This window comes from Enterobacter sp. 186315 (assembly GCF_053290175.1).
Genome location: NZ_JBPTTK010000020.1, coordinates 1 through 16,030, shown reverse-complemented (window position 1 = coordinate 16,030; position 16,030 = coordinate 1). Strand labels below are relative to the sequence as shown.

Genomic DNA, 16,030 nt, shown 5'->3' with positions numbered 1-16,030 from the left:
ACGGATAGAGCGCTATTGTACACCCTGACTGGCCCGACGGGGTTGATCGCGGGCGCAAGTCATGCAGACTTTTCGTGTAAAAATGTTCACAAAACCGTCCAGGCGTACACTTCAGCCAGCACTCTACACGATACGTTCAAACCCTGCCGCTAAATCGGCAAGTAAATCGTCAACATCTTCTAAACCAATGTGCAAACGAATTAAGGTGCCGCTGAAGTCCACCTCGCCGCCGGGGCGCAGCGCCGCGATTTGCTCCGGCTGATTCGGCAAAATCAGCGACTCAAAACCGCCCCATGAGTAGGCCATGCTAAAGAGGGTAAAATTATCCAGATAGGTGGCGAGCTCGTCGTTGCTCAGCCGTTTTTTCAGCACAAATGAGAACAGGCCGCTGCTGCCCGTAAAGTCACGTTGCCAGAATTCATGCCCAACGCTGCCCGGCAGCGCAGGGTGGTTCACGCGCTCAACCTGCGGATGCTGCGCCAGCCATTCGGCGACTTTCAGGCTGCTTTCATGATGCTGACGCAGGCGCAGGCCCAGCGTGCGAATGCCTCGGCTGGTCATGTAGGCGGTATCCGCGTCCACCATCTGCCCCATCAGGTAGGCATTTTCACGCAGCTGATCCCAGCAGCGGGCGTTCGACACCGCCGTGCCAATCATGCCGTCGGAGTGCCCAATCAGGTATTTGGTCGCCGCCTGAATCGAGATATCGATGTCAAATTCCAGCGCCTTAAACAGCACGCCCGCCGCCCAGGTATTGTCGATCATGATAATGGCGTCCGGCGCTTTGCTGCGAACCGCCCTGACGATCGCCGGGACGTCGTGAACTTCCATGGTGATCGACCCCGGTGATTCCAGGAACACGATGCGGGTATTGGGCTGGATCAGCTCTGCGATGCCTTCGCCGATCGTCGGATCGAACCATCCGGTGGTCACGCCGAGCTTGCTGAGGATTTTGGTGCAGAAATCCTGGCTCGGCTCGTAGGCGGTGTTGGTCATCAGGATGTGGTCACCCTGTTCCACGAACGCCAGAATGGTATTGGCGACGGCCGCCGCGCCACAGGGGAACAGGGCGCAGCCTGCGCCGCCTTCCAGTTCGCACATGGCTTCCTGGAGCGAGAAATGGGTTAGGGTGCCGCGACGACCGTAAAACAGCCCGCCTTTGGCGCGGTTGCGCGTGGCAATTTTTTTCTCCTCCAGGGTATCAAATACCAGTGAGGAGGCCCGCTGGATCACGCTGTTCACCGAGCCCTGAGTATATTTTTTGCTGCGTCCGGCCTGTACCAGCGTGGTATCAAGATGCTTCTTCGTCATGTTCGCCAACCCTGTTTTTATACGTCTGGACGTCCAGACTACCATGAAAGTAAAAATGTGTGCTTCTCTGCTGTTCGAATAAGCACAAAATTTTCTAGAATTGGCGCTCAGAAAATTTTTCCTGTTTAAGCGCAAGGAAAATGAAACGATTTTGCGGCAATATGTAAATACTAATGAGAACTACTATCAATTCGACGATGTTTTGATATTATTATGCTCAGATTTTGTGATTTGCGTCCTGGAGATACAGAGTGGGTAATAATTTGATGCAGACGGATCTCTCCGTCTGGGGCATGTATCATCATGCTGACATCGTGGTTAAGATTGTGATGATCGGCCTGATCCTGGCCTCCGTTGTCACCTGGGCTATTTTCTTCAGCAAGAGCGCTGAGCTTATTTCGCAAAAGCGTCGCCTCAAGCGCGAACAGAAGCAGCTGGCTGAAGCCCGCTCTCTGGAGCAGGCGTCTGACATGACCTCCTCTTTCCACGCGAAAAGCCTGACCACCCTTTTAGTGAACGAAGCTCAGAACGAGCTGGAACTCTCCGCAGGCAGTGACGATAACGACGGCATTAAAGAGCGTACCGGCTTCCGCCTGGAGCGCCGCGTGGCGGCCGTAGGTCGTTACATGGGCCGCGGTAACGGTTATCTGGCTACCATCGGCGCCATTTCCCCGTTCGTTGGTCTGTTTGGTACCGTCTGGGGCATCATGAACAGCTTCATCGGCATCGCCCAGACCCAAACCACTAACCTGGCCGTCGTTGCGCCGGGTATCGCAGAAGCGCTGCTGGCAACGGCCATCGGTCTGGTTGCGGCGATTCCTGCGGTGGTTATCTACAACATCTTCGCGCGTATGATTGGCAGCTACAAAGCTACACTCGGTGACGTTGCGGCGCAGGTTCTGCTGCTGCAAAGCCGCGATTTGGATCTGAACGCCAGCTCCGCTAAACCGGTTCACGCTGCGTCTAAACTGCGCGTAGGTTGATCTTATGGCAATGCGTCTTAACGAAAACCTGGACGATAACGGCGAAATGCATGAAATCAACGTGACGCCGTTTATCGACGTTATGCTGGTTCTGCTGATTATCTTCATGGTGGCTGCGCCGCTGGCGACGGTTGACGTGAAGGTGAACCTGCCGGCCTCTTCCAGCCAGCCGCAGCCGCGCCCTGAGAAACCGATTTATCTGTCGGTGAAGGCCGATAAATCGATGTTCCTCGGCAACGATCCGGTGACCGACGACTCGGTTATCCCGGCGCTGGACACGCTGACGGGCGGCAAGAAAGACACCACCGTCTTCTTCCGCGCGGATAAAACCGTGGATTACGAGACCATGATGAGGGTAATGGACACGCTACATCAGGCGGGTTACCTGAAGATTGGGCTGGTCGGTGAAGAGAAAGCCGCAGCGAAATAAAAGAAAAGGCAACGTAAGTTGCCTTTTTTAATGCTTATTCCCTCTCCCAAAAGGAGAGGGAGTTGTCCGTGCAACGCTATCTGAGTATTACGCCAGATGTTCCCCACCGCACACGCCGTGCACCTCTGCCGTCACGTAGCTTGATTCCTGGCTCGCCAGATAGACGTACACCGGTGCCAGCTCTGCCGGCTGGCCCGCGCGCTTCATCGGCGTCTGCTGACCAAACTGCGGGATTTTATCCTGCGTCTGACCGCCGGAGATTTGCAGCGCCGTCCAGATTGGACCCGGCGCGACCACGTTCACGCGAATGCCTTTTTCCGCCACCTGTTTCGCCAGCCCGCGGCTGTAGTTGAGAATGGCCGCCTTGGTGGACGCATAGTCCAACAGGTGTGGACTCGGCTGATACGCCTGAATCGACGAGGTCGTCACGATGCTCGAACCGGCCGGCAGCAGCGGGATCGCCTCCTGGGTGATGTAGAATAGCGCCAGCACGTTCACCGCGTAGGTTTGCTTAAACTGCTCGGTTGTCAGATCGGCAATCTTCTCCACCGCCGTCTGTTTACCGGCTACCAGCGCCAGCACGTCCAGCCCACCCAGGGCCTCGTGCGCCTTATGCACCAGCGAGCGGGCAAAGGATTCGTCGCTCAAATCGCCGGGGATCAGCACCGCTTTGCGCCCGGCCTCTTCAATCAGCTGTTTTACCTGCTGCGCATCTTCTTCCTCGGCGGGCAGATAGTTAATAGCTACGTCAGCACCTTCACGCGCGTAAGCAATGGCGGCAGCGCGTCCGATACCGGAATCGCCCCCTGTCACCAGCGCCTTACGATCCTGGAGTCGTCCACTGCCCTTGTAGCTCTTCTCGCCACAGTCAGGCACTGGCGTCATTTTGGCCTGTACGCCAGGGGCGGGTTGCTTCTGCTTAGGGTATTCACCGGTGTAGTACTGCGTGGTGGGATCCTGAATTTTCGTCTGGTCATTTGCCATGAGAAGCTCCTTGTTGTTGAGTTCACTACTAAGGGTAGTGACTATTACCGGGGCTGGGGCAAATTCAGGATAATCCTGAAATCATTAAATCGTGATGACGATCAACGTCATTATTGGATGTGACGACGGCAGGGCATTCAGTAGAAGGGATTAGTCGTGTGATTCGGTGGCGGTATTAATACCCGGTGCCAGCGCGTCTTCGTCCAGCGCGACGCGTGTGACGTTCGACGTGCGGTAGTCGCCGTCAGATAATTTGCGGGTCAGACGCAGGGTGGCGGTTTCTCTCGCGAGCAGATATTGATAGTTCGCTTCGAGGCGGCCAAGAATTTTTTCTTTCAGCTCCGGGCGTTGCTCAATAATGTCGTTAATGACAGCGCCATAAATTTCTTCTTTTACCTGCAAGGCATAAATCTCGCGACGGTTCTGCCATTTCAGGCGCACCAGCGTGGCGGGTATTGACACCAGATCTTGGGTAATACGCGACATCTCCACATTCTTTGTGTTTTTTAAGGCGTCGAGATTTTGCTTTAAGATAAACTCGTCACTTTTTTTGTCATCTAAAGTCAAATAAACGTTGTTATCGTTGTTAACTTTCACGCTAATCATCCCCCAGCTGATAAAAAATAGGGTTGTTTTTCTCTCGGGTAATTAAATTAAGCCAAATTTCATTGCCCGCTTCGTTTATTTCTTTGGTTTTATCGGAAATTATTTGGCTGAGTTTTTGGGCATCTATTTCGCCTTCGGCCTGAAGATCGTTAAGCAGATGAACAAAGGCTTCAATTTTAACCGCGCGGAACAGGCGATCTTTAATATGGCGATCGTGCTCTTCCAGCACCATATTACGGGACTTCCCTGTTCGGGAAACACCAATTAATATGTCTGCTTCGAAATCGGAGAGTTTTCTTTTTCCCTGAGTGAAATTCGCCTCTTTTTCTGCTTCCACCGGTTGCTGTTCCGCAGGCGTAATGTGGTATTTAGCCGGGACAAGATTGTCAGGCAGCATTTTTTAATTTCCTTTAATTTCAACAGGGTGGGGTTGGAAAAGGCGTGAGATTCGTTGACAATAACATGAGGCAATTTTAAAATCAAAAAAAATGGAGCCTACCCATGAACAGCATTTTTTTCACGGTCATTACATTACTATTACTGACCGCTGGCGTGCTTTTATTGATGCAAGAGTTCAATAAAACCAAAGAGTCAAAACACGCCGGTGAATCACCACAGCCTGAGCCGATGACAAAAGAGGAGGGGGAAGATCATTTCTCCGTTTTAATGAACTCCGTCACCCCGGTTTGGTACTGGCGAGTTAACCATGAATATATCGACTTCCTTCATGCCACTATTAAGCGGATGAAGATGGCGCAAATTAATGACACGCCGGGATTATTTGAAGCGCAGCGCCGTTGCAGCGACCTCAATTCCGCGGTGTATAAATATTATGACAACATCAAGAAGCGCTGTCTCAATGGCGAGAAAGTGTCGTACTCGGATTTAGATGTGTTAAACCTGCGCCAGTGTTTCCGTGAGTTTAGCCTGGAAGCCTATCCGGAGCTGGTGGTGCTGGTTTGGCCTGAATATGCCCGCCCCGACGTTAATCCTGACGACGTATAGGGTTTTAAAGTTTTGCTCTTGCAAACAGTCAGCGCCGTTGCGATATACTGCGCGCTGGTTTCGTTTGCAGACAGGACACTATGGAACGCTTCTTTGAAAACGCAATGTACGCCTCTCGCTGGATACTGGCACCCGTCTATTTTGGGCTTTCTCTGGCGCTGATCGCGCTGGCCATTAAATTCTTCCAGGAAATCCTGCACGTTCTGCCCAGTATTTTTTCTATCGCAGAAGCCGATTTGATTCTGGTGCTGCTGTCGCTGGTGGATATGACCCTGGTCGGCGGGCTGCTGGTGATGGTGATGTTCTCCGGCTACGAGAATTTTGTGTCGCAGCTGAATATTTCCGAACATAAAGAGAAGCTGAACTGGCTGGGTAAAATGGATGCGTCGTCGCTGAAGAATAAAGTGGCAGCGTCGATTGTGGCCATTTCATCCATTCACCTGCTGCGCGTGTTTATGGACGCCAAGAACGTGCCGGATAATAAGCTGATGTGGTATGTGATTATTCACCTGACGTTTGTGCTGTCGGCGTTTGTGATGGGGTATCTGGATAAGATCAGTAAGAAGTAAAGTACTACACCTTACCCCAAGGGAGAAAGGTCGCACCGAGCAGTTCCCTCTCCCTTGGGGAGAGGGTTAGGGTGAGGGGAACGGATAGAACTACTTATCCGACGACGCCTGCCACAAATTCAGCTCGCCATCCGCAACGTGCTGGTCAATCTGCTTCAGCTCTTCATCCGTAAAACGTAGGTTATTCAGCGCCTGTACGTTCTCCTCCAGCTGTTCCGGGCGGCTTGCGCCAATCAGTACCGACGTCACGCGATCGTCTTTCAGCAGCCAGCTTAGCGCCATCTGCGCCATCGTCTGCCCGCGCGCGTGGGCCATTTTGTTCAGCAGTTGCAGGCTGTTCAGGTTGGCATCCGTCAGCATTTTCTCCGTCAGGCCGCGCACTTTTTTGCCCTCGCGCTGCATCCGCGACCCCTCCGGGATCCCGTTCAGGTATTTTCCGGTCAGCAGACCCTGCGCCAGCGGGGTGAAGGCGATACAGCCCGTGCCGTTGGCGGCGAGCGTATCCAACAGCCCGGTTTTATCCACCCAGCGGTTTAGCAGGTTGTAGGAGGGCTGATGGATCAGCAGCGGGATTTTCCATTCGGCCAGCAGCTCAGCCATTTTCTGCGTGCGCTCCGTCGAGTACGACGAAATCCCGACGTACAGCGCCTTACCGCTTTGCACGGCGTGCGCCAGCGCGGAAGCGGTCTCCTCCATCGGCGTGTTTTCATCCACCCGGTGAGAATAGAAAATATCCACATACTCCAGCCCCATGCGTTTCAGGCTCTGGTCGAGGCTCGCGAGCAGGTACTTGCGGGAGCCGCCCGATCCATAAGGCCCAGGCCACATGTCGTAGCCCGCTTTGGTGGAGATAATCAGCTCATCGCGGTGGGCGGCCAAATCGTCCCGCAGCAGACGGCCAAAGTTTTCTTCTGCACTGCCCGGCGGCGGGCCGTAGTTGTTAGCGAGATCGAAATGGGTAATACCGAGATCGAAGGCTTTACGCAGCAGCGCGCGCTGGGAATCGAGCGCCTGTACGTGACCAAAACTGTGCCACAGCCCCAGCGACAGGGCGGGCAGGCGCAGGCCGCTTTTTCCGCAGTAGCGGTACTGCATACTTTCATAGCGGCCAGGGTAGGGTTGCCAGGACATGATGTCTCCTTTCTTATCGATGAATTTTCGAAACAGCGTTTTCATTCTATGCTTATCAAATCACAATTCCTGGAGATATGCGATGACGCGCCTGACCGCCAAAGATTTTCCGCAAGAATTGCTCGATTACTACGACTATTACGCCCACGGTAAAATCAGCAAGCGTGAGTTCCTCAACCTGGCCGCGCGCTATGCGGTTGGCGGCGTCACGGCGCTGGCGCTCTTCAATATGCTCAAGCCCAACTACGCGCTGGCGGAGCAGGTCAAATTCACCGATCCCGATATTCTTCCTGAATACATCCACTACCCGTCGCCCAACGGTCACGGCGAGGTGCGGGGCTATCTGGTAAAACCGGCCAAAGCCAGCGGCAAGGTGCCTGCCGTGGTGGTGGTACACGAAAACCGGGGGCTGAATCCCTATATCGAAGACGTTGCGAGGCGCGTGGCAAAAGCCGGGTACATCGCCCTGGCGCCGGACGGCTTAAGCTCGGTGGGCGGTTATCCGGGAAATGACGAAGAGGGGAAGGTGCTACAGCAGAAGGTCGACCCGACAAAGCTGATGAACGACTTCTTCGCCGCCGTCGAGTTTATGAAAGCGCACCCGGAGGCCACCGGCAAAGTGGGCATCACCGGATTTTGCTATGGCGGAGGCGTCTCGAACGCCGCGGCGGTGGCCTACCCGGAGCTGGACTGCGCCGTACCCTTTTACGGACGCCAGCCCGCCGCTGCCGACGTACCGAAGATAAAAGCGCCGATCCTGCTGCATTACGCCGAACTGGATAAAAATATTAATGAGGGCTGGCCCACCTATGAAGCAGCGCTTAAATTGAATAATAAGGTGTACGAAGCGTACATCTATCCGGGGGTAAACCACGGATTTCACAACGATTCCACCCCCCGGTACGATGAACCCGCCGCGGAGCTTGCCTGGAAGCGAACGTTAAGCTGGTTTGAAAAGTACCTGAAATCATGAATATTTCTCCTCGAAAATAATCACAAAAGGTTAGATTTTCCGCAGCGTCTGCCGATAACGAGGGTAAGACTCGCCTCTGGGCGAATTTACCCTCACGGCAAGGAAAACACCTTATGCAGATGCTTCGTAATTTCACGATCCGCTTCGTCATGCTGGCGATTTTGGGGATCTTTTGTTTGATGTGGGCAGGCGTTGGCCTTTACAGCACCTGGTCGCTGTCGAAAGTATCGGACGGTAACGAGGTCGACCGGCAGCTGGTGCAGCAGATGACGGTGCTGAGCCAGGGCAACGATCAGTACTTCCGCTTTGTCACCCGCCTGAGCCGCGCCATGGAGGCTAAAGCCGCTGGCGGTACGCCGGATCTGGCCTCTGCGCAGCAGGCGCTGGACAACATGGGCAAAAAGCTGGAGCAGATGAAATCTCTCTCTCCCGGCCCGATGGACGAGAAGGTCTCCGCACAGGTGATTGGCACCTGGCAGGCGCTGCTCGACCAGGGCGTCACGCCGCAAATGCAGCAGGCGCAGCAGGGCTCTCTGGACGGCTATCGCCAGCAGGCGAATAACGTTACGCCACCGCTGAGTCGCGCGTTCGGCGCGGCCGCCGAGCAGTTCAACAACGCTGCCGCGACGTCGCTCGACAGCACCCGCGTGGTGGTCGACGGCCTGACCAGCATGACCCGCACGGTGATCGTCACCGCCACCATTATTGGCCTGCTGATCCTGCTCTTCACCGACCGCTACCTGGTGGCGATGCTGGTGAAACCGCTGGATCGAATTCGTCATCAGTTCCGCCAGATTGCCCAGGGCGATCTCAGCCAGCCGATTGAACCCTTTGGCCGCAACTGCGTGGGACAGCTCGTTCCGCTGCTGAGCGCCATGCAGGACAGCCTGCGTGAAGCGGTTAGCACCATTCGTTCCGGCAGCGAGAACATCTGGCGCGGCGCGACCGAAATCTCCAGCGGTAACAACGACCTCTCCTCCCGCACCGAAGAGCAGGCGGCGGCGCTGGAAGAAACTGCCGCCAGCATGGAACAGCTTACCGCCACCGTGAAGCTGAACGCCGAAAGCGCGCGTCAGGCTAGCGAGCTGGCCGATATCGCCTCCACCACCGCCAGCCGCGGCGGCTCGCTGGTGGACGACGTAGTCACCACCATGAGCGGTATTTCCGACAGCTCGCGCAAGATTGCGGAGATCACCAACGTGATCAACAGCATCGCGTTTCAGACCAACATTCTGGCGCTGAACGCCGCCGTAGAAGCGGCGCGTGCGGGCGAGCAGGGGCGCGGGTTTGCCGTGGTAGCGGGCGAGGTGCGTAACCTGGCAAGCCGCAGCGCGAATGCCGCCAAAGAGATCGAAGGGCTGATCGCCGATTCCGTCAGCCGCGTGGAGCAGGGGGCGCAGCTGGTTAACGACACCGGCACGACGATGGAGGCGATCCTGCGCGACGTGACCGAAGTGACCACCATCATGAAGCAGATTGCGTCCGCCTCTGAGGAGCAAAGCAAGGGCATTTCTCAGGTCGGGATCGCCATCACCCAGATGGACGGCGTGACCCAGCAAAACGCCTCGCTGGTGGAGCAGGTTTCCGCCGCCGCCTCGGCGCTGGAGCGCCAGACCGAGGAGCTTCAGCGCTCGGTACAAAAATTCCGGCTTTCCGCCTAATCCTCACGCCTCTAATGGCCGCCCCGTGCGGCCTTTATTAACGTCTGGAAGGGTTATCGCCCTGAATCACGTGGGTCACCTGAGAGATCAGCCCGACTTTCACCTCGCTGGCGCGCTGGAATTTACTCTTATCGATAAGCAGCAGGGACTGGTTCGCCCGGCTTAACAGCTGGGCTTTATAGGCGGCGTTGTGGGCCACCGGATCCCAGATTATCCCCTGCTCGTCCACCCCCTCGCAGGAAAAGATAAACAGGTCGATCTCCAGGGATTTTAGCTGCGTCACCAGCGCCGGATTGACGTAGCAGCGGTATTTGCGATCCAGCGTGCCGCCGGCGCAGATCAGCGTGATTTTCTCGCGCTTTGCCATCTCATGGCAGATGGGCAGGCTGTTGGTAAAGACGGTGAGAGACAGGTCTGGCAGCTGCCGCGCCAGATGGAAACACGTGGAGCTGGCGTCCAGCGCGATGGTCATCCCTTCGCTTATCCAGGCCAGCGCGTGGCGGGCGATATCGGCCTTAACCGCATAGTGGCTTTTCAGGCGTGAGCCGAACGGCTCGCCGCCGTCGCCGCCCGGGTGGATCAGGCGCGCCCGGCCGTGATGGCGCAGGATCTTCCCCTGCTGCTGTAGAAACCCCAGATCCCGGCGGATAGTCTCTTTGCTCACCCCAAGCTGCGCCGCCAGCGCGTCGGTGGTCAGCCAGCCGCTGTCGCTTAACAGCGCTACGATCTTGTGCTGTCGCTCTGTCTTCATGCATCCGTTCCGGTGCGGGAAATAAGAATGATTCTTGCCAGTTTGTTAAGCGATGTAAATATGCTGTTGAAAAAAGAGGGGTCAGAAATGTCGGGCAAGAAACGAGCCTTACCCGACAGAAATATCGTGCGCTTTTATCACAGCGTTTGTGCGTTAAACGTGGAGGCTGACGTCGTGTCGCTCACCCAGGCGGCGAGTAATTTCCAGGAAACCGCCAGAAGAACGGGGCCAATCATCAGTCCTGTCATCCCCCAGGTCAGCATCCCGCCGATGACGCCCGCCATAATCAGCAGCAGCGACGTATCCGCCCCGCGCTTAATCAGCATCGGCTTGAGAATGTTGTCCAGCGAGCCCGCCACAAATGACCAGATCAGCAGCAGCCCGCCGGTCCAGTGGTAGCCGGTGTAAAGCAGCCACACCGCCGCAGGCACCATCACGATCGTCGGCCCAAGCTGCATCAGGCACAGCATGAAAATAATCCCGGTGAGCAGTGCGGAAGAGGGTATCTGGCAGACAAACAGCCCCAAGCCTGCGACGGCGGCCTGGATCACGGCGGTCAGCACCACGCCCATTGCCACCGTCTGCACCGTTTTTCCGGCAAGGGTAATGGCCAGCGCGCCGCGCTCCCGTGCGATACGAAACGCAAACAGGTGCAGTCCGGCGGCGATGGTCTTGCCGTGCAGATAGAACATCAGGCAGCCCAGCAGCATTAAGATCCCGTTGATAAACAGCGATCCAAACTGGCCCAGCTCTTTAATCAGCATCATGGCGCCCTTCAGGATCCACGGCTTCAGCGTCGCGAAGACATTATCGGCGTGGGCGACGATGAACTGCTGCCACTGGTCGTGTAACCTCTCGCCAACGTGCGGGATGTTTAGCAGAAAATCGAAGGCCGGAAGATGCCCTTTATCCATGTGCATCAACCATTGCAGCAGGTGCTCCATCGACAGAGAAAGCATGGCCGCGCTGAACACCATCGGCAGCAGGAAAATCACCGTCAGGAACAGCATCATGACCGCAATCGCCATGCCTTTGCGGCCCTTAAGTTTCCGCGTCACCAGCATAAACAGGGGCCATGTGGCCGTCACAATCAGCCCCGCCCAGACGATGCTGAGCAAAAACGGGTGCAGCAGCCACAGGGCGCAGACCAGCAGCGTCATAAAGATAAGGGTGCTAAACAGCGTTTGAGGCAAATCGCGCTGGGGTTTAATCATCTCCATCAGTGAGCCATTTCCTGTGTGCCGACGTGCTGGCGAATATCGTTCAGATGAATATCCATCTGCGGGTAGGGCATTTGAATATGATTAGCATCGAGCGCATTTTTAATGTTCTCCATCAAATCGAAATAGACGTCCCAGTAGTTTTTATTTTCCGTCCAGACGCGGACCACAAAATTCAGCGACGAGGGGGCAAATTCATTCAGCCGGATGGTATCGCCTTTGCTGTGAATAATGCGCGGATCCAGCAACACCACCGTTTTGATGACGTCCTTAACGTGTTCAATGGACGTGTTATAGGCAACCCCGACGGTAATATCGACGCGGCGATGATGCTGGCGTGAATAGTTAATAATTTCCCCGGAGATAATTTTGCCGTTAGGGATCACCACGACTTTGTTATCAACGGTGCGCAGCGTTGTGGAGAAAATATGCACCTCTTCAATCGTGCCCGCCACCGCGCCGACGCTTGCATATTCACCGGCCCGGATAGGGCGCAGCGTCACCAGCATCACCCCTGCCGCGAAGTTGGAGAGGGAGCTTTGCAATGCCAGACCAATGGCCAGGCCCGCCGCGCCGATCACCGCGATAATCGAAGAGGTTTCCACGCCGATGCGCCCCAGCGCGGCAATAAGCGCAAACGCCAGCAGGGCATAGCGTAACAGCGCGCTGCAAAACTGCGTGATGGTGGTATCCACGTTGCGACTGAGCAGTATTTTTCGAAAACCCGAACTGGCGAAACGGGCGATAAGTACACCGAAGTAAAAAATAATTAACGCTCCGATGATATTAAAGAGTCCCTGAACGATAGCCGACTCATTATTTACGACCCAGCTAATTAGCTGGCGAATACCCGGAAAAGCCTGAATTTCCATATTTGCACTCTTAGGTTAAATCGCAGAGGGTAATGACCGCTGGGGCGTTTATCAAAAATAACCGCTATCCTTTATTGGACAGCTGATTGGTTGTGTTCTTAAACCAAAAAACTCCAGAATAAAGGGATAATTAACCCGGTTGTATTTTTCAGGACATGAACATGAACGTGAAATCTAAATGGGCGCTGGCAGCAATGCTGCTGGCAACGCTGGCGGGTGCCACTACTGCACAGGCAACGGAGCAGGCACAGCAGCGCCGACAGGCGCGCGATACGCGTCAGGATACCCGCCAGGATGCGCGCCAGGACAAGCGCCAGTGTGTGGTAAGCAACGATAAAAGTAACCAGGACTGCCGTCAGGATAAGCGCCAGAGCAAGCAGGACGGCCGCCAGGAAGCCCGCGACATTAAATATTAATACTGTAAACAGGGTGGCGGCTGCTATTGCCGCCCTGTTTATCTCTGCACGCGTATTTTAAGATTCGTCATACCCTCTTTGCGCTATTTTATCTCTCCTTCATCAATTATTATCCTGCGAAATCAGCAATGCTGACCCACAGCATTAATATCTATCTTTGCAGGCTAATAAATGCATCAAATAAGGTCATATCAATTTAAGGCATTAACCGGTCTTCTGGCGCTGTCGGCTGCCGGTTTTGTCAGCGCTGAAGAGGCGAGCACCTGGTTTTCACCTGAAAAATTCTCCGCCAGCGCCAGCCTCGGGGCGCTTAGCGGTGAAACGAAAGAGCGTGTGTATAGCACCGGCGGCAAGGAAAAAATAAGCCAGCTGGACTGGAAATACAGCAACGCGGCCATCGTTAAAGGCCGTCTGGAGTGGGAGCCGATCGAGTGGGTCACGCTTGGCGCATCCGGCTGGACGACGCTTGCGGGTAAAGGCGGCGAGATGAACGACTATGACTGGCTGAATAAGGACAATAATGCCTTAAGCCATTACAGCCATCATCCCGATACGCGGCTTAACTTTGCCAACGAATACGATCTGAATGTGACAGGCTGGATAGTGAACGAGCCGGACTGGCGCGTTGGCGTGATGGCCGGATATCAGGAAAGCCGCTACAGCTTTACCGCCAAAGGGGGCACCTTCCGCTACGACAATGGCGCAACCACGGGCAGCTTCAGCGATGGCGTGGCCGTGATTGGCTATAAGCAGCGCTACCGCACGCCATATATTGGCCTGACCGGACGTTATCGCTATGAAAATTACGAAATCGACGGCGCGTTTAAATACAGTGGATGGGTTCACTCTTCCGATAATGACGAACATTACCTGAAAACGACAACCTATACTGCCGACGTGCATAACCAGAATTTCTACGCCCTGTCAGGCAACGTTGGATATTACATTACGCCGAATACAAAGCTCTTTATGGAAGGGGTCTGGAGCAGAACGACAAATAAAAAAGGCGACACGCAGTTAAATAATTACGATCAGAATATCCATCTGTCGGCTGCCAAACGAAGCGGCATTGAAAATAACAATGTGATGTTAACCACCGGGGTTAAATATATTTTCTAAGAGAGCATTGTCCTCGCCGTTTTTCAGTGCAGCAGCGGGGCTGCACTGAAACCTACCCCTAAAGCACACCACGACTCGCCTGTCAGATCGCTGTATAATCCATTGCATAACGAAAATGTGAGGGCATTATGAAACAGCGCTTTTGGCAGGCAGTCGCGTTTAGCGTACTGATTTTACTCCCGTTATCATCTCAGGCATCCCGCCAGATAACCGACCAGATTGGCCGCACCGTCACGATCCCTGATGAGGTTGATCGCGTAGTGGTGCTTCAGCATCAAACCCTGAACCTGCTGGTGCAGATGAACGCCACCGACAAAATCGTCGGCGTCATGGCGAACTGGAAACAGCAGCTCGGCGAAGGCTACGCGCGCCTGGCGCCAGAACTGAACCAGAAAGCGACGCTGGGGGATCTGACCCACGTTGACCCGGAAAAGCTGGTGGCGCTGAAGCCGCAGGTGGTGTTTGTCACCAACTACGCGCCGCAGGAGATGATCGACAAGATTAGCAGCCTCGGTATTCCGGTCATCGCCATTTCACTTCGCCACGATGCGCCCGGTGAAAAAGCCAAAATGAACCCGACGATGGCGGACGAAGAGCAGGCTTACGACCGGGGGCTGCGCGAGGGAATTCATCTGATTGGCGAGATCGTCAATAAACAGCCTGAAGCGAAGGCGCTGATCGAGGCTACCGATCGCGGGCGCAGGATGGTCAGCGATCGCCTGAAAGATATCCCGCCGGAGAAACGTGTTCGCGCTTATATGGCCAACCCGGAACTCACCACCTACGGCTCCGGCAAATATACCGGGCTGATGATGGCCCACGCCGGAGCGGTTAACGTGGCGGCGGCGACCATTAAGGGCTTTAAAACCGTGGCGATGGAGCAGGTGATCGCCTGGGATCCGCAGGCGATCTTCGTGCAGGATCGCTATCCGTCAGTGGTCAACGAGATTAAAACGGGCGCCCAGTGGCAGACCATCGACGCGGTGAAAAACCAGCGCGTTTACCTGATGCCGGACTACGCCAAAGCCTGGGGCTACCCGATGCCGGAGGCGATGGGCATTGGCGAACTGTGGATGGCGAAAAAGCTCTATCCAGAGAAGTTTAAAGACGTGGACGTGCGCAAGGTGGCAAACGACTGGTATCAGCGCTTCTACCGCACGACGTATCAGGGTATCGACTGATGCGCGCGCTGGCGGCGGGTAGCCTGCGAGCGGTATGGGGCGAGCTGATGGTGCACTTCCCGGAATCTGTCGAAACGCAGTTCGGCCCGGCCGGGCTGTTACGGGAACGTATTGAAGCGGGCGAGCCGTGCGATCTGTTTGCCTCGGCGAATCTCGCGCATCCTCACGCGTTGCTGACTGCCGGTAAGGCGTTATCGGTGGTGCCTTTTGCCAGCAACAGGCTCTGCCTCACCGTGCGCAGCGATCGGCTGCACGACGGCGATGACTGGTTTACGCTGCTGACGCGCGAAGATCTGCGTATCGCGACCTCCACCGCCGGGGCGGATCCTTCCGGGGATTACGCCCAGACACTGTTCACCCGCATGGGTGAGGCAGGCGAGGCGGTGAGGAAACGGGCGCAGGCGCTGGTGGGCGGGCGCGTTCCGGCACCCATTCCGCCGGGCAGCCTGGCGGCGGAATGGGTTATTCTTTACGGGAAGGCGGATCTGTTTATCGGCTATGCGAGTTACGCCGCCAAACTGCGCGAGATAGCAGGGCTGACGGTAATTGATATCCCCGCGCCGTATAATCCGCACGCGGAGTACGGGTGCGCGGTGCTCACGCCATGGGGAAAGGCGCTGGCGGAGTATCTCGTATCGGCGGAGGCGAAAACGATCCTGCAAAAGGCAGGGTTCGGCGTGTGATTTTGCCGGGTGGCGCATTTTACTCCCTCTCCCTTTGGGAGAGGGCTGGGGTGAGGGGAAACATACGGCTGTTGTGGTCATTCCGTTCACCTCACGTTCCTTGCTTCTCTGTCACCACAATACGTGTGAACGTGC

The 16,030-nt window shown here is 55.5% G+C and carries 18 protein-coding genes; 10 read left to right on the top strand and 8 right to left on the bottom strand.

Translation table 11 applies throughout. The features are described 5' to 3' along the window. Positions 1-123: 123 nt before the first annotated feature. Complete coding sequence (gene metC, locus ACSVHP_RS18415) at positions 124-1,311, bottom strand: cystathionine beta-lyase (protein WP_447552661.1); 1,188 nt, start codon at positions 1,309-1,311, stop codon at positions 124-126. A gap of 251 nt (positions 1,312-1,562) precedes the next feature. On the opposite strand from metC, the gene exbB reads away from it, so the two are divergent. Both exbB and exbD read left to right on the top strand, forming a co-directional pair. After that, positions 1,563-2,294, top strand: a complete 732-nt coding sequence (exbB, locus tag ACSVHP_RS18410; RefSeq protein WP_234674987.1) for a tol-pal system-associated acyl-CoA thioesterase — start codon at positions 1,563-1,565, stop codon at positions 2,292-2,294. A 4-nt stretch (positions 2,295-2,298) separates the two neighbouring features. Then, positions 2,299-2,724 (top strand): TonB system transport protein ExbD, encoded by a 426-nt coding sequence (gene exbD / locus ACSVHP_RS18405; protein ID WP_234674988.1) that lies wholly within the window; start codon positions 2,299-2,301, stop codon positions 2,722-2,724. An 87-nt stretch (positions 2,725-2,811) separates the two neighbouring features. Here exbD and ACSVHP_RS18400 read toward each other — a convergent pair whose 3' ends face one another. The 3 genes from ACSVHP_RS18400 to ACSVHP_RS18390 form a co-directional block, all read right to left on the bottom strand. After that, positions 2,812-3,708, bottom strand: coding sequence for an SDR family oxidoreductase (locus ACSVHP_RS18400; RefSeq protein ID WP_234674989.1), 897 nt, complete (start codon positions 3,706-3,708; stop codon positions 2,812-2,814). A gap of 150 nt (positions 3,709-3,858) precedes the next feature. Next, entirely contained in the window at positions 3,859-4,314 is a 456-nt protein-coding gene (locus tag ACSVHP_RS18395) for a cytoplasmic protein (protein WP_447552660.1), read from the bottom strand. Next, complete coding sequence (locus ACSVHP_RS18390; RefSeq protein ID WP_447552659.1) at positions 4,307-4,711, bottom strand: hypothetical protein; 405 nt, start codon at positions 4,709-4,711, stop codon at positions 4,307-4,309. Before ACSVHP_RS18390 ends, ACSVHP_RS18395 begins: the two co-directional genes overlap by 8 nt. A gap of 104 nt (positions 4,712-4,815) precedes the next feature. Between ACSVHP_RS18390 and ACSVHP_RS18385 the strand changes: the two genes are divergently transcribed. Beyond that, entirely contained in the window at positions 4,816-5,319 is a 504-nt protein-coding gene (locus ACSVHP_RS18385) for an ESA_00282 family adhesion-associated protein (RefSeq protein WP_234674992.1), read from the top strand. A gap of 80 nt (positions 5,320-5,399) precedes the next feature. Beyond that, positions 5,400-5,888, top strand: a complete 489-nt coding sequence (locus tag ACSVHP_RS18380) for a TIGR00645 family protein (RefSeq protein WP_234674993.1) — start codon at positions 5,400-5,402, stop codon at positions 5,886-5,888. 90 nt (positions 5,889-5,978) lie between these two features. Here the strand turns inward: ACSVHP_RS18380 and ACSVHP_RS18375 are convergent, their stop codons facing one another. Then, entirely contained in the window at positions 5,979-7,019 is a 1,041-nt protein-coding gene (locus ACSVHP_RS18375) for an aldo/keto reductase (protein ID WP_447552658.1), read from the bottom strand. An 82-nt stretch (positions 7,020-7,101) separates the two neighbouring features. On the opposite strand from ACSVHP_RS18375, the gene yghX reads away from it, so the two are divergent. Together yghX and ACSVHP_RS18365 are read left to right on the top strand one after the other, a co-directional pair. After that, complete coding sequence (yghX, locus tag ACSVHP_RS18370) at positions 7,102-7,992, top strand: YghX family hydrolase (RefSeq protein ID WP_234674995.1); 891 nt, start codon at positions 7,102-7,104, stop codon at positions 7,990-7,992. 113 nt (positions 7,993-8,105) lie between these two features. Next, positions 8,106-9,653 carry a methyl-accepting chemotaxis protein gene (locus ACSVHP_RS18365; RefSeq protein WP_417312797.1) on the top strand — a complete coding sequence of 516 codons (1,548 nt, stop codon included), beginning with the start codon at positions 8,106-8,108 and terminating at the stop codon, positions 9,651-9,653. Positions 9,654-9,690: 37 nt separating this feature from the next. On the opposite strand, the gene fucR is transcribed toward ACSVHP_RS18365, so the two are convergent. From fucR to mscS, 3 genes are all read right to left on the bottom strand, one after another. Continuing rightward, positions 9,691-10,404 carry an L-fucose operon activator gene (gene fucR / locus ACSVHP_RS18360; protein ID WP_417312795.1) on the bottom strand — a complete coding sequence of 238 codons (714 nt, stop codon included), beginning with the start codon at positions 10,402-10,404 and terminating at the stop codon, positions 9,691-9,693. A gap of 137 nt (positions 10,405-10,541) precedes the next feature. After that, positions 10,542-11,624, bottom strand: a complete 1,083-nt coding sequence (gene ydiK / locus ACSVHP_RS18355; protein WP_447552657.1) for an AI-2E family transporter YdiK — start codon at positions 11,622-11,624, stop codon at positions 10,542-10,544. Then, complete coding sequence (mscS, locus tag ACSVHP_RS18350) at positions 11,624-12,496, bottom strand: small-conductance mechanosensitive channel MscS (RefSeq protein WP_447552656.1); 873 nt, start codon at positions 12,494-12,496, stop codon at positions 11,624-11,626. The genes ydiK and mscS overlap by 1 nt, the downstream gene beginning before the upstream one ends. A gap of 161 nt (positions 12,497-12,657) precedes the next feature. Between mscS and ACSVHP_RS18345 the strand changes: the two genes are divergently transcribed. The 4 genes from ACSVHP_RS18345 (at position 12,658) to ACSVHP_RS18330 (ending at position 15,895) form a co-directional block, all read left to right on the top strand. Then, entirely contained in the window at positions 12,658-12,912 is a 255-nt protein-coding gene (locus tag ACSVHP_RS18345; protein WP_417312791.1) for a hypothetical protein, read from the top strand. Positions 12,913-13,083: 171 nt separating this feature from the next. Continuing rightward, the gene (locus tag ACSVHP_RS18340; RefSeq protein ID WP_447552655.1) at positions 13,084-14,031 is read left to right on the top strand and encodes an omptin family outer membrane protease; all 948 of its coding nucleotides are present in this window, start codon (positions 13,084-13,086) and stop codon (positions 14,029-14,031) included. Between the two features lie 128 nt (positions 14,032-14,159). After that, entirely contained in the window at positions 14,160-15,212 is a 1,053-nt protein-coding gene (locus tag ACSVHP_RS18335; protein WP_447552654.1) for an ABC transporter substrate-binding protein, read from the top strand. Next, positions 15,212-15,895, top strand: coding sequence for a substrate-binding domain-containing protein (locus ACSVHP_RS18330; RefSeq protein WP_447552653.1), 684 nt, complete (start codon positions 15,212-15,214; stop codon positions 15,893-15,895). Before ACSVHP_RS18335 ends, ACSVHP_RS18330 begins: the two co-directional genes overlap by 1 nt. The last annotated feature ends 135 nt before the right edge of the window (positions 15,896-16,030 follow it).

Coding starts and splice junctions, on each gene's coding strand:
- ACSVHP_RS18400 (WP_234674989.1), bottom strand. CDS start 3,708: ATGGCAAATGACCAGACGAAAATTCAGGATCCCACCACGCAGTACTAC.
- yghX (WP_234674995.1), top strand. CDS start 7,102: ATGACGCGCCTGACCGCCAAAGATTTTCCGCAAGAATTGCTCGATTAC.
- ACSVHP_RS18345 (WP_417312791.1), top strand. CDS start 12,658: ATGAACGTGAAATCTAAATGGGCGCTGGCAGCAATGCTGCTGGCAACG.
- ACSVHP_RS18335 (WP_447552654.1), top strand. CDS start 14,160: ATGAAACAGCGCTTTTGGCAGGCAGTCGCGTTTAGCGTACTGATTTTA.
- ACSVHP_RS18395 (WP_447552660.1), bottom strand. CDS start 4,314: ATGATTAGCGTGAAAGTTAACAACGATAACAACGTTTATTTGACTTTA.
- ACSVHP_RS18375 (WP_447552658.1), bottom strand. CDS start 7,019: ATGTCCTGGCAACCCTACCCTGGCCGCTATGAAAGTATGCAGTACCGC.
- ydiK (WP_447552657.1), bottom strand. CDS start 11,624: ATGGAGATGATTAAACCCCAGCGCGATTTGCCTCAAACGCTGTTTAGC.
- fucR (WP_417312795.1), bottom strand. CDS start 10,404: ATGAAGACAGAGCGACAGCACAAGATCGTAGCGCTGTTAAGCGACAGC.
- ACSVHP_RS18385 (WP_234674992.1), top strand. CDS start 4,816: ATGAACAGCATTTTTTTCACGGTCATTACATTACTATTACTGACCGCT.
- ACSVHP_RS18330 (WP_447552653.1), top strand. CDS start 15,212: ATGCGCGCGCTGGCGGCGGGTAGCCTGCGAGCGGTATGGGGCGAGCTG.
- metC (WP_447552661.1), bottom strand. CDS start 1,311: ATGACGAAGAAGCATCTTGATACCACGCTGGTACAGGCCGGACGCAGC.
- exbD (WP_234674988.1), top strand. CDS start 2,299: ATGGCAATGCGTCTTAACGAAAACCTGGACGATAACGGCGAAATGCAT.
- ACSVHP_RS18340 (WP_447552655.1), top strand. CDS start 13,084: ATGCATCAAATAAGGTCATATCAATTTAAGGCATTAACCGGTCTTCTG.
- mscS (WP_447552656.1), bottom strand. CDS start 12,496: ATGGAAATTCAGGCTTTTCCGGGTATTCGCCAGCTAATTAGCTGGGTC.
- ACSVHP_RS18390 (WP_447552659.1), bottom strand. CDS start 4,711: ATGCTGCCTGACAATCTTGTCCCGGCTAAATACCACATTACGCCTGCG.
- ACSVHP_RS18365 (WP_417312797.1), top strand. CDS start 8,106: ATGCAGATGCTTCGTAATTTCACGATCCGCTTCGTCATGCTGGCGATT.
- ACSVHP_RS18380 (WP_234674993.1), top strand. CDS start 5,400: ATGGAACGCTTCTTTGAAAACGCAATGTACGCCTCTCGCTGGATACTG.